The 12,460-nt window shown below is 45.1% G+C and carries 10 protein-coding genes; 4 read left to right on the top strand and 6 right to left on the bottom strand.

All coding sequences use genetic code 11. The features are described 5' to 3' along the window. Window positions 1-46: 46 nt before the first annotated feature. Window positions 47-511, bottom strand: coding sequence for a hypothetical protein (locus tag H5715_RS19710; protein ID WP_075186597.1), 465 nt, complete (start codon window positions 509-511; stop codon window positions 47-49). Between the two features lie 77 nt (window positions 512-588). Between H5715_RS19710 and H5715_RS19705 the strand changes: the two genes are divergently transcribed. Further along, the gene (locus H5715_RS19705; RefSeq protein WP_175574290.1) at window positions 589-762 is read left to right on the top strand and encodes a hypothetical protein; all 174 of its coding nucleotides are present in this window, start codon (window positions 589-591) and stop codon (window positions 760-762) included. A gap of 141 nt (window positions 763-903) precedes the next feature. Beyond that, a complete protein-coding gene (locus tag H5715_RS19700; RefSeq protein ID WP_083608111.1) occupies window positions 904-2,277 on the top strand; it encodes a GGDEF domain-containing protein in 1,374 nt (457 codons plus the stop codon). 6 nt (window positions 2,278-2,283) lie between these two features. On the opposite strand, the gene tyrS is transcribed toward H5715_RS19700, so the two are convergent. Continuing rightward, a complete protein-coding gene (tyrS, locus tag H5715_RS19695; RefSeq protein WP_075186596.1) occupies window positions 2,284-3,588 on the bottom strand; it encodes a tyrosine--tRNA ligase in 1,305 nt (434 codons plus the stop codon). Window positions 3,589-3,851: 263 nt separating this feature from the next. On the opposite strand from tyrS, the gene H5715_RS19690 reads away from it, so the two are divergent. Then, window positions 3,852-5,243, top strand: coding sequence for an OapA family protein (locus H5715_RS19690; protein WP_246434626.1), 1,392 nt, complete (start codon window positions 3,852-3,854; stop codon window positions 5,241-5,243). Between the two features lie 81 nt (window positions 5,244-5,324). Continuing rightward, on the top strand, window positions 5,325-6,449 hold the full coding sequence (locus tag H5715_RS19685) for an anhydro-N-acetylmuramic acid kinase (protein ID WP_075186595.1): 1,125 nt from the start codon (window positions 5,325-5,327) through the stop codon (window positions 6,447-6,449). Between the two features lie 85 nt (window positions 6,450-6,534). On the opposite strand, the gene H5715_RS19680 is transcribed toward H5715_RS19685, so the two are convergent. The 4 genes from H5715_RS19680 to H5715_RS19665 form a co-directional block, all read right to left on the bottom strand. Continuing rightward, window positions 6,535-6,936 (bottom strand): hypothetical protein, encoded by a 402-nt coding sequence (locus H5715_RS19680; RefSeq protein WP_075186594.1) that lies wholly within the window; start codon window positions 6,934-6,936, stop codon window positions 6,535-6,537. A gap of 9 nt (window positions 6,937-6,945) precedes the next feature. Continuing rightward, entirely contained in the window at window positions 6,946-7,767 is an 822-nt protein-coding gene (locus tag H5715_RS19675; RefSeq protein ID WP_075186593.1) for a metallophosphoesterase family protein, read from the bottom strand. Window positions 7,768-7,849: 82 nt separating this feature from the next. After that, entirely contained in the window at window positions 7,850-8,533 is a 684-nt protein-coding gene (locus tag H5715_RS19670) for a polyphosphate polymerase domain-containing protein (RefSeq protein ID WP_075186592.1), read from the bottom strand. 20 nt (window positions 8,534-8,553) lie between these two features. Further along, window positions 8,554-12,450, bottom strand: coding sequence for an interleukin-like EMT inducer domain-containing protein (locus tag H5715_RS19665; protein ID WP_075186591.1), 3,897 nt, complete (start codon window positions 12,448-12,450; stop codon window positions 8,554-8,556). Window positions 12,451-12,460 lie beyond the last annotated feature (10 nt).

Below are 12,460 nucleotides of genomic sequence, written 5' to 3'. Positions count from 1 at the left end.
ATTTATACGAATGATAATACTTATCATTTAGATCCGCAATTGTAATCTAATGTAAACTATCCTCATTTGATCCTGAGCAAATTGACGCCCTATTCCTCTCTCTCGACTGCAAAAAAACAAATTCACTCGCCAATTGCCTAAACGTTGCCATCGCCTGCTCACGCTCCTCCTGAGGAAGTGTTGTATCTCCCGCGGCGATAAACAGGTATTCCTGCAGCAGTTGCTGACAGCCCTGAGCCTCCTCGCTCAAGCCTAGGTCCATCAACACTTCACAAAGATTGGCCCCTGCCAGAATTAAGTTATTACGATTAAAATAGGCGTCGCCCTCACCCGTTTGATGCACGTGCAACAGGGCGATTTCGAAGGCCGACCCAAAAAATGATCTGGCCAACCGCAAGTTAAGATCACGCCTGGCAGTACAGCCATTGCTCATAGCACCTTGCCAAAGGGCCGCAGACTGCGCACGATCAGAAACAAGTACTTTTTGATGACGGGAACACAAATAACGCATGACACACCTTCCTATTATTGCTAATACGAATCATTATCATTATATTTTGTTCGTCGTGCAAGTCCTGGAGAAAAGCCATGCAAAACAAGCAAGTGTCTGTCACCATCAATAAAGCAAGCTTGGAAAGATTGTTGACTCAGCAACAGTTGACGATTAACGAGTTTCACTGCATTGGAAGGGATACCAAGCAGTGGGTACGTAGAGTGCTGCTAGTAATTACGGCACATAAGTTACGCAAACCACCCCGATAAGTGCTGCTCTATAGTAAAAACCACAATTAATCCAAGGGTGGAAGTACCACTATCTATGGTTTGGGCTATACTTTTTCATAATGATTCTAGGTGGTTGTTGTAACAATTAGTTAGGTTAGCGCTCTTATCTCTTGGGTGGTAGTGACGCTACTCACCAATACCTTCTATTCTTCAGACCCAACAATAAAAGGCCGTCGCCCGCCCATGGGAAAAGGTTTAACATCCATCCACTTGCAATCCCAGTGGCTCTACCTGGCATTTGTGCTCACTTTGTTTGCGATGCTGGCATACGACTGGCTACCAACGCGCAAACTGCCACTGCTGGATGAAAACACCAGCACCAGTATTTATATGGATTCTCGCGGATCAGGTTCCAGTGAAGGGGTTTGGGTGAATCAGTCCAAGCACCATTTTCGCTGCACTTTTACCCCCGTTTACGCGCCCTATAAGTTCTGCGGTTTTAATATTCCCCAGGGCGATGGAGATATCAAAGGTGTGGATTTTAGCGCTTACAAAAATTTAAATTTTAAAATAAATTACGCGGGAAACTCCGAGCTTATCCGCTTCTATTTGCGCGACTTTATCGATGGCTATTCCGACACTAACGATAGCCGTAACACCTCTCAGTACCTTCGCATGCACTTTCCTGCACGCGATTTAATGAACGGTATTACGGTTCCTCTCAATCAATTTACTGTTGCCGAATGGTGGATACGATCCTTAAGTGTTCCAGCCGAAAAAACATTCCCCAAACTAAACAATATTGTCAATTTGGGCATTGATTACCCCTACCCTGTAACGGTTGGGAGTCATGAAATACAGGTCGAATACATCTACTTGGAAGGCCCATTGCTCAGCAAGGAAACTTGGTATCTCAGTATTTTTGCTTTCTGGTTTTTACTATTGGTATTGAAAAACCTGCAACAACTCTACCTCTATCGCAAACTGCTCTCAGCCAATACTCGTGAACTGGACAACGCCCGAACCAAAGCCAGCCAGCTGGAACAAGAATCTAATCGCTACCGCGAACTTTCTCTTGTAGACCAACTGACTTGCACGCTTAACCGTCGCGGTATTCAACGAGAAATCGCTCTGCTGGAAGAGAATAATCTGTGGGAGGGAACGGCGATGTTGCTGGTAGACATTGACCACTTCAAACCGGTTAACGACAATTATGGCCACGACGTGGGAGACAGGATACTGGAAACTTTCGGCCACATCTTAAACGAGTTTGCACGCACACAAGATTGTGTCGGCCGCTGGGGAGGAGAAGAATTTATTCTACTGTATCCTTCTACCCAACCACATAGTGCCAGCGTCCTGGCAGAAAAAATTCGCCAGAGAGTGGAGCAAACAACTTTTGCTAGCGAATTAAACTTAAAAATTACCGCCAGCTTTGGCGTCGGTACAACAAAAGACAGCGAGAGTTTTGAAGACTGCTTTAAGCGTGTGGATAGAGCGCTATACCAGGCCAAGGAGATGGGCCGCAACAAAGTTCTGTGCGCGGCCCTTTAAAAGGCTTTAAACCAGCTCAAACAAATGGTTTTTCTTCTTGCCTAGCTTAATCAAAAAGAAGCGGCCATAAAGTGCCTTGTCTGCAGCGAAGCTCTCCATCACATTCATATTGTCTTCCGCGCCTTTGGCAACGCCGTTAATCCATACAGCGTTACGACCTAAGGCATCTTTTACTTCGCGACCCGCTTTCACCATGCCACAATCCGTCAACAAGGAGGTAAGTGGTTTTTCTACAAGCTCATCAGCGCCTAATTTACTGGAAGGCAAACCATCCAGTGCTAACTGCTCCAGCTCCGCTTCCGTTAAATCAGCCAAGTCACCGTTAAACATGGCCTCGGTAATTCTCTCGGCCGCCCGCAAACCTTCGTCGCCGTGAATCAGTCGAGTCACTTCTTTTGCCAGTATGCTTTGAGCCTGTGGCCGACCCTGCGCCGCTTTATCGTCTTCTTCAATGCGGTTAATATCGTCAACCGAGAGGAAGGTGAAGTAACGTAGAAATTTATAAGCGTCTTCATCTGCACTGTTCAGCCAGAATTGGTAAAAAGCATAGGGCGAGGTCTTAGCCGAATCCAACCAAATGGTGCCCGATTCTGTTTTCCCAAACTTCGAACCATCGGATTTCGTTACCAATGGCAATGTCAGCCCAAAAACATTGCCACCGTACATGCGACGAGCGAGATCGATCCCCCCTGTGATATTACCCCACTGGTCGGAACCGCCAATTTGTAGCGTGCAGGTGTACTGTTTGTAGAGTTCTGCAAAGTCGTAAGACTGCAAAATCATATAGGTAAACTCAGTAAAGGAAATGCCCGCACCTTCGCGGTCGATGCGCTGCTTTACTGATTCCTTCTGAATCATATTGTTAATGGAAAAGTGTTTGCCCACGTCGCGCAGGAAATCGAGCACGTTAACATCACCAATCCAATCCAGGTTATTCACTACCTCGGCGGCATTACTACCGCTGTCAAAATCGATAAATCGGGATACCTGAGCCTTAAGTTTGTCGACCCAAGCGGCAACAATATCCGGAGTATTCAACTTACGCTCCTGGGCCTTAAAGCTAGGGTCGCCAATCAACCCCGTCGCCCCACCGACCAACGCCAAAGGCTTGTGCCCCGCCTGTTGAAATCTGCGCAGTGTAAGAAGGGGAACCAGGCTGCCAATGTGCAAACTATCTGCCGTGGGGTCGAAACCACTATAGAGCGTGCGGGGCTCCTGCAACCAGCTATAAAGCTGGTCGTCACCGGTCATTTGCGCGATCAAGCCGCGTGCCTGAAGGTCGTTTAGGAGGTTAGAGTCTACCGCTGTCATGTGTCTATCCCAATGGCGTTACAAAGAAGGCGCAAACGATACCGAAAATGAGTGCTAAAACAAACCCGTTTTTCGCTGTTTTTATAACCAAGATCATAAACAGCGAGCTAGTGAACGCTTACCAACCGTAACGATACGCACGACATTAAGAGCGCTTTGCTATATAACAACCTCTGTTACAAATCTGTGGGTGATATTTAGCCGTTTTTCTGTTATAAATTTGGGTGTTACGTCCCATACATCGGCCCGATTTGAAGACCCGCATGCAACCTGTTGATATGAAAAGAAAAAAGCGCTTTGAGGTAAAACGCAAGTCCGTAAAAGCTGTACTTAAGCAACTGCCTCGAATGCACCTTGCTGCTGTTGCCGCACTTTCCTTTTGTTTGGGTACCTTCCTGATGCTACCCAGCAAAGAAACTGAGGCCAAGCGCCACAGTCAGGCTATCCCCATACCTTCGCTCCAAAGTATCCAAGAGCCTTTTCAGGCAACACCCGAACTGGAAGATTTTGCCCCCATCGAAGAGCCTGATAACCGGCTGATAAACCAGAAGGTGAAACCCGGTGATAACCTGTCGCTGATATTCAAGCGTGCAGGTTTCACAGACAGGGATATGATGGCACTATTACAGGCTGAAAACGGGAAAAAACTGGCCTCTCTCTACCCCGGTCACCACCTGGAATTTTTGGTAGGTGTCAACGGCGCCCTACAAAAACTCAGTTATATTCAAGACCGTCTCAACAGCTTTGCGTACACCCGCACAGCTGGCGGTTACCACTACTCCGAAATACAACGCAAACCCGACATCATCCTGTCTACTCGCTCGGCAACCATTACTGAATCGCTGTTTCTCGCCGGGAAAAAAGCCCAGCTGGACGATAAACTGGTGATGGAGTTGGCCGGTATTTTCGGCTGGGATATCGATTTTGCGCTCGATATTCGCGAAAACGATTCGTTTAAGGTGTTATTTGAAGAATCATTTTTAGATGGCGACAAAATTGGCAATGGCAATATCCTCGCCGCAGAATTCACCAATCGTGGTAAGTCTTTTCGCGCTGTACGCTACGAAGACATCAACGGCAACACCCAATATTACACTCCAACCGGAGACACGATGCGCAAAGAGTTTCTGCGCACGCCTATCGATTTCGCTCGCATATCCTCCCACTTTAACCTTAGCCGCAAGCACCCGGTATTGAATAAAATTCGTGCCCACAAGGGAACAGATTACGCAGCCGCCCGCGGCACACCCATTAAAGCGGCCGGTGACGGTAAGGTTACCTTTGCCGGGCGAAAGGGTGGCTACGGTAACGTTGTTATTATTCAGCACGGGCAAACCTATAAAACCTTTTATGCACACATTAGTAAATTCCGCAAAGGCATTCACAAAGGTTCACGAGTTAAGCAAGGGCAAGTTATCGCTTATGTCGGCTCGACAGGCTTAGCAACCGGCCCACATCTTCATTATGAATTTCACGTTAACGGTGCCGTACGTAATCCACTCACAGTGAAATTACCAAAAGCCAAGGCCGTTCCCGAAGCGGAATTACAGCGTTTTTACCAACATACCCAGCCGCTACTGGCCGAATTGACCCCAGAAGCTCCCAGCACAAAAGTTGCTGTCCGTCATACAAATAGCGACACAAAAAAATTATAATATTGTGTAGATGCATTACTCCCGCACTTAACTCTGGGGGCGAAAAGCCTCCTTCACGCAACAAGTACTACGAGGCTTTTTATGTCTGAGGCTAACCGCCTGTATATAGGCCTGATGTCTGGAACTAGCGTCGATTCTATAGATGCCGCGCTGGTCGAATTTTCGGATAATGCCCTGAACCTTATCGGCACTCTGGATCTGCCCTACGAAGAGCGAACTCGCAAAAAAATATTCGATTTAACTCGCCCCGGTGAGAATGAAATAGATCGAATGGGCGCACTCGATAAACAGTTAGGCTTACTATTTGCGCACGCAGTTAACCAATTACTTGTCAAAACCGGCTACGGTGCGGCTGACATTTGCGGCATTGGCAGTCACGGCCAAACTATTCGCCACCGTCCCCGAAGCGCAGGCACACCGGACCAATTCACCCTACAAATCGGCGACCCAAACACTATTGCTCAGCTTACAGGAATAACGACGGTTGCTGATTTTCGCCGAAGAGACATGGCGGCCGGCGGCCAGGGCGCTCCATTAGCTCCGACCTTCCACAATGAAATGTTTACCTCGAAGGAGGAGTCGCGCTGTATTTTGAATATTGGCGGCATGTCCAACGTAACCTACATCCCCAAAGCTGGCCCCGTCATTGGCTTTGACACAGGCCCCGGCAACGTTTTAATGGATGCTTGGATCAGTTCTTTTGGTTCGCACAATTATGACGAAGATGGTGCCTGGGCAAAACAGGGAACCGTTAATCAAGAACTACTCCAAAAACTGTTAAGCCATTCGTTCTTTCGTATGACTGCGCCCAAAAGTACCGGCCGGGAAGATTTCGATATAAGCTGGGTAAGCTCCAACATAGAGCAGACCATGACCCCCTTTTCACCACAGGATGTCCAGGCAACGCTAACTGAGCTCACAGCAATCAGTATTGCCAACGCGCTAGCCGCGATCTGTGAAGACAACACCCATGTATTTGTCTGCGGCGGCGGCGCACACAACACGCACCTATTTGAACGGTTAAAAGCGCTAATGCCAAGATTTAAATTGGATACCACCGATGCGCTTAACCTTCAACCAGACTGGGTAGAAGCCGTAGCATTCGCCTGGCTGGCCATGCGTACTCTGGAACGTAAACCCGGGAACATACCCGCGGTTACAGGAGCCTCTCAAGAATTGATTTTAGGTGGTGTATATTACGCCTGAGACAGGCAACCAGAGTTTCCAAATCGATCATTAACGCGGAAAAATTAAATAATGATCAGATCAATAATTTAGCCTACTCTTATCGTTACAGCATAAAGGGTGTAAAAACCAACTGCTGGCTACCAAGCTTAATATCTCCGATTAACTTATTCTGGTGCAAAGTCCAGTACGTTACACCAAAAAAACCCTCCCACTCTTTATCGATTTCCTCCTGAATGGTTACCCTGTTTTTATCAACTGTATAAGTGAATGCGTGATTGAGAGCTTTAATTTTTCCGTGTTTATTAAAACGCTGATATGCAACGCCCGTACCATCCTCGAAAAACATCCACAAAGTGGTTAGCCGCCCCTCAAAAGTACTAGCACGCTCTTTTTTCCACAACTGGCTCACAAGCTGATGCTTTACATCGGCATAGACTGGATTGATCATACCGCCAACAAAAAGAAATGCCACCAGTATCACTCTGTATAAACCACGTTTATTCATCGGACACCTCTATCGTTGTTTCTTTTTGTAAGGGTGATGTTCCGGCAATTCAATGGTTTTTGCCTCGAAACTGAATTCACCATTATCTTGCAGTGTTGCCAATACCCAGAATACGGGATCGCCATCATTGCCAATACCGATCATCGTAGCCGGAGTTTCATTAAATTTATGATGCTGGATACTGCCAGATATATCGCCGACAATGATCCGCTGAAAATCCGCAAGGTAAGGCGCTATCTCATCCCGCTTGATACTACGCCAATACCACTGTATCCAATTTTTCCTATAGCGATCAATCCAGATCGGATGATGCGTTAGCAAAAAATTTGGCGTATTGGGGTTTGCTTTGGCGATGGACTCATCCAGAAAGGGCTGCGTTTTTATAAATGGATCGTTGGAATTAATCATAATGAAATCTGCATTATCATCCTGAACCATTTTATTCACATAGCCAATTCGATCAATATATTGCTGACGGCGCTCTGGATAGTGCCTGTCGGTTTCCTGGCTTTCCACCTCATAAAAACTATGTAAATCGTGATTCCCAGGCGAGAAATAAACGGGCCCGTCTAATTTCCCGAAAAATTCCTCTGCTTTCTTCCATCGAAAATCATCGTTAACCAGAACAACATCACCCAAGGAAAAAATATATTTTGGCTTTTCCTGATTGATAGACTGAACTAGCATATCCTGAATATCTTTGTGCTTATGCAAGTGATAGGTATGGGAAACAAAAGCCACCTGAAGCGGCCCTTCATTTCGATTACCGAAATTACACCCCATGGTAACCAGCGTAATAGCAACAAGCCCGAGTTTTGCCAACTTTTTCATAAATGATAGCCCAGATTCAAGTCTGCGATAGGTAACAGTTACTTCGACAAAAGTAGTATTTCGCGAATATAAACCTGCGCTGCTATACTCTCAAGTTATAGACAGACTGAATAGCATTTACATATTTTGAATTTTTATTTAACCTAAAAGGAAGTTGATTAGTAATTCTATCTACCTCCCGATCATTCTCAACATCGTATTTCAATTCTACGATATTACGATCATCTAACTTCCCGAAACCTCTAATATATCCATTCCCAGCATTGTAATACCTAATACCGTCATCGAATGTAAGGCGGTAACGATCATCCCGCGACACATAGTATTTTCGTCTGTAACTTACCTGTACGACGGGTGAGAGCCGTCTTAACATACATTTAACGCTGGCAGGAATGTCGGAGCCGAGCAATTGCTGCACAATCGTTGATGTTTTTGCGTTACGATCAAAGCCGTTAACCGGATATATTTCCTTTCTCCCCACCAAAGCTCTTTTGATTTTCAGTTCTAACTTTGGGTTATGTACAACACCGGGATCGTCACCATACCAGCGTACGCGAACCTTGGTGCGGTCACCAATACCGTCAACATTCTCCGCGCAGTGAGAAAGAAAGATATCATCAAAATAGATGCTATTGATCACCCGATCAGGATAAGCCTTTCTAAAGCCATGGGCATTGCGTTTTAAACATGTAAACAGTGTATTAACCCCAGTTTGATCAACCACAAATTTACGCTCGTACCTATAATTGTGCTTTATTTCTAACATTATTCACCCCTACTCCAGACCTATACGCCGGCTATCTTTTTTATCAGTAAGTTTTTTTTCTTCTCTTTCATACGTAATAGCGTTTTGTTAAAATATATGTCCGAACCATCATCGTAAACGAAAGGCAGGCTTATTTTAGAGCCCAGAGAGGAATCACTTAAGTTTATATACGCCTTAGTATATTCAGGTTTTTTCTGATAAGCAGCTAGACCAATTACAGCACTCATCACATTAACATCGCTACCAAAAACCTTTGAACCGTCTTTACTGGCGATACCGATCTCTGCGCCATCGATAACAATATCCGTTAACGTCAAACTACTTGCCTCACCAGCGCTTACGCCCTTATCGCCAGCGGTAGTAATCTTCACATTGCTAATACTGACTACACTACCTGAAAAGTCGATGGCATCATTTCCTGAGTTAATAAAGCGACAACTGTTCACTTCTCCAGTTGAAAAATCCGAATCAAAAGCATCGGAAAAAGCGCCTTCAAACGTCACACCGGAAAGAATGTAATCTGAAGACACAATATTAAGCGCATCCTCAGAATTGTTATTGCTAAATACACTATTCGTAATAACCACATCAGACTGATAAAATGTAACTGCGCCCGGCACCATCCAGCCATCATCGTTCGGATTCGACAACCCAGAAAAAATTACATGATCCAATATTGATCGATTATTTCTATTACTTGGCTTGTTAGCTTGTATAACAATAATCCCCTGAGATGAATTGTCACTGGACTGAAACGTAACGGGGTGCTTATCGCTGCCCATAACAGACATAGGAGAAAAACTGATTACTTTTGCACTATTAACAAAATCCAAAGTGGTACCCGCCGGAACAAGAACTCTTTTTCCTGCAGGGATCAACAAATCCCTCCCAACCCGCCATTCACCAGCAATCACTTCGATAACATTATCACCAGACTCACGAACAAAAGGAAAATCGTCTATATTGCTTCGGTCACGTATGAATCCATTTTTTCCAACCTCTAGAAACGGATCACCAAACGGAAAGATCTGCACCTGCCGCCAGGTCGTAGTACCTGGAACGCGATAGTCAAGCATTAGCGCACTGGCACGAATCTCAGACTCGGGCAGGCTTACTGAAAAATGATAAGCTGCATCCTTTTGTTTAGCCTCAACGATATTCCCTAGCCCTGACGTCGCATACCGATTGCTCCCAATATGTAGAGCTCCGATCTCATACGGAACATCGAAATCATTTTGTAACTTTACGAGCAGCCCATTTCCACCAACATAATTGACCACTCCCGCTAATGGATCCCCCCCAAACAGCGTATTGCGTATCAACTCCTGACGCCGCTCAAACAAACTCCACTCCATTTTGTAGTTGCCGCCGTTCGTAGATAATATTTTTTCTTTTTCTTTAATTTCATCCTTAAAGGTTCGACGGAAATCAGAAAGATAATCACGTTTTGAAAATTTCTCCATAAAACCAAAATAGGCTTCTGCAAATTCTGCATCGCTAAACAGATACTCATTTACCTCATCCCGATGCCGGTTAAAGTAATGCAACGACTCGTAACTTTTATCTGGTGCATCGGCATCAAACAGAATTGGTTCCAGACGATCGATAATGGGATTGTAGTAATAACGCATATTATGCCAACGCACCGAATGCCATGTCTGAAAGAGATCCGAAATAGCAACAAGTTTCGCATAGGACTCCACATCAAAAACATCGCTGGCAACCAGCAGCTTATTGCGAAACCCGTCGAGCAAGGCATAACCCCTTCGATAATTCTCTCGTAGATTTTCAGCGGACAGAGTTTTCTCTCTTTGAAATACTTGAATATTCGCTTTCTGGAGAGTGGACATTTTATTCTCAAAGGTAATCCCTTCCGGTAAAACGGCTTCTATTGCATCAACCGATTCAAATATTCGCGACTCATCAAACTTGAGTATTGGACCTTCTTTACGCCCATGGTACTCAACCATGCGCTTTCCAAAGTGCTCTTCTAATGCGTAAACACCAAATCTTTTATTGTTAATGTCTACAGGCAAAAAAGAATAGCGTGGAGTAATCCCTCCTTCATGTCGAAAGACTTCATGCACAACCCATTCATACATATAGGCGCGCGTCTCTGGGGACTGAATAGAAAAGCGTTTCATCCCCATTATGGTATTATCGCCCTTTAGGTTAACCCTAAATGACCAACGCTCTTTGCTGATATGGTCCATCCAGTCGCCTTTAAACCTGATTCCCGCTTTGTACGTTTTTCCCTGAAAATCGATCTTTGCGGGCACCTCCTGCTTACTGGCATTCTTTATGCTTTCACGGTTTAGCGCCTCGTCTCGTAGCGACACCAGCGTTTGGTAATGTTCTGGCTTTACGCTAAACCTTAGTTTTTCAAGCGTATCACTCTCATCTTCTGCTGACACATACTCTAATGTTCGCATCGGCTGTTTCTGTAAAACGGTTATATTGCGGTGCAAGTCCCCGTCAACGGCATCGAACCCATATCGAGAAATAACTTCGAATTTCGGGCTCAACACCACCAGATTAATGCCAGGCGAATTTTCCGATATATTTTCACCGTCGATATAGATTCCCGACATGCCCTTATTATCCGCGCTACTAACGAGCGACACCTGCGCACCCGACTTAATGACCAAATCCTTTAAAGCTGCAGACTCAAACAGAGACATCGCCTGCGCCCCATCACCCAATTTTTCGTTAAGCACGTGTCTATTACGCAGTATTCCGATATAGGATTGACCGTTAACTCTTTGACTAAATTTAGAGTTAACGGAATCAAAATATTCCAGACTCTTCGGAGCCAGTCCTTTAAGGTAATTCCCCTTGGAGGTCAAGAGAACGATAAAATCATCTGGAATTTCCGCCAACACTGATCCAAGAGTAAGTTCCGGATAACGATTGGCATACAAGGATAGGGACTGATGAGCATCCATTCGATCCCTGGAAAATGTATCTGCCGTAAGTGAATTAACAAGGTTGAAGCGCTCATCCAAGACAACAATATTCACACCGCGCCGGTTGCGCGAATGGTCTTTTCCTCCCACACTAATTTGCGCAAAATTACCGGCTTCATAACCGGCCGAGCGCACAACCAGATCAAGCCCCTGTTCACTTAGCTGCGCAGCCAAAGGCAGAACATCTTGGCCACGAATTTCGGCCACATTGTCGTGAGCCTCGATCATCTCCGCTAGCGGTTTTCCATTTTTCCAAACAGCTGCCCACGAACCTCGATAGCGAATACTCTTAATATTCGACCCCATTTTCGCCAATGCGTTTTTTGAGCTTTCGCTCAGCTTTCGGGTACCTTCATCTTTAATTGCTAGGATTACGTAATGGGTGCTCGGTAAACTTTTCAGAAACTCAGGAATAGTTACGCTTTTAGTCCCACGATCAACATTCACTCTAGACGTATCATCAAAAGATACTTTCATTTCAAATTCAAAATGGGGCGTCACCACCACCTCGTCGAAGCCTTCCTCAGAAGCCCTAGCCGGAACCTCAATCAAGTAACCGAATTCAGTTACACGAAAACCGCGTTTATCAACAGAAAATTTAGTTGAAGCTATGAAATCCTTATTATTGAAAAAGGAGAGACTGTACTCTTTAGCACCCGTTAGATTAAGCCGGACATGCTGATTAAAGATGACCCGACCTATTTTTACTTTTACCTGAGATCCATTAAATACCTTACGGGAAAACTTGAGAGTATGATCCAGATAAGAATGGCTTTCAAAAACACCACCCTCAGCTGTAAAAATAACTCCTGTATCAGATGATGGAGCGAAACGATTGTAAGCAATTGCAATCAAACTGAATGCCAGTACAACAACAGTAAAAACTAGAGCATGGATCAACGAAAAGCCTTTCGCTTTCCTCTGAAAAAGCAAGGAACGAGAGGTGCCCATAAAACACCTC

Source organism: Teredinibacter haidensis, assembly GCF_014211975.1.
GTDB lineage: Bacteria > Pseudomonadota > Gammaproteobacteria > Pseudomonadales > Cellvibrionaceae > Teredinibacter > Teredinibacter haidensis.
The sequence above is the reverse complement of the archived record's forward strand: the minus strand, read 5'-3'. Positions and strand labels throughout refer to the sequence as shown.

Coding starts and splice junctions, on each gene's coding strand:
- H5715_RS19685 (WP_075186595.1), top strand. CDS start 5,325: ATGTCTGAGGCTAACCGCCTGTATATAGGCCTGATGTCTGGAACTAGC.
- tyrS (WP_075186596.1), bottom strand. CDS start 3,588: ATGACAGCGGTAGACTCTAACCTCCTAAACGACCTTCAGGCACGCGGC.
- H5715_RS19680 (WP_075186594.1), bottom strand. CDS start 6,936: ATGAATAAACGTGGTTTATACAGAGTGATACTGGTGGCATTTCTTTTT.
- H5715_RS19705 (WP_175574290.1), top strand. CDS start 589: ATGCAAAACAAGCAAGTGTCTGTCACCATCAATAAAGCAAGCTTGGAA.
- H5715_RS19665 (WP_075186591.1), bottom strand. CDS start 12,450: ATGGGCACCTCTCGTTCCTTGCTTTTTCAGAGGAAAGCGAAAGGCTTT.
- H5715_RS19675 (WP_075186593.1), bottom strand. CDS start 7,767: ATGAAAAAGTTGGCAAAACTCGGGCTTGTTGCTATTACGCTGGTTACC.
- H5715_RS19710 (WP_075186597.1), bottom strand. CDS start 511: ATGCGTTATTTGTGTTCCCGTCATCAAAAAGTACTTGTTTCTGATCGT.
- H5715_RS19670 (WP_075186592.1), bottom strand. CDS start 8,533: ATGTTAGAAATAAAGCACAATTATAGGTACGAGCGTAAATTTGTGGTT.
- H5715_RS19690 (WP_246434626.1), top strand. CDS start 3,852: ATGCAACCTGTTGATATGAAAAGAAAAAAGCGCTTTGAGGTAAAACGC.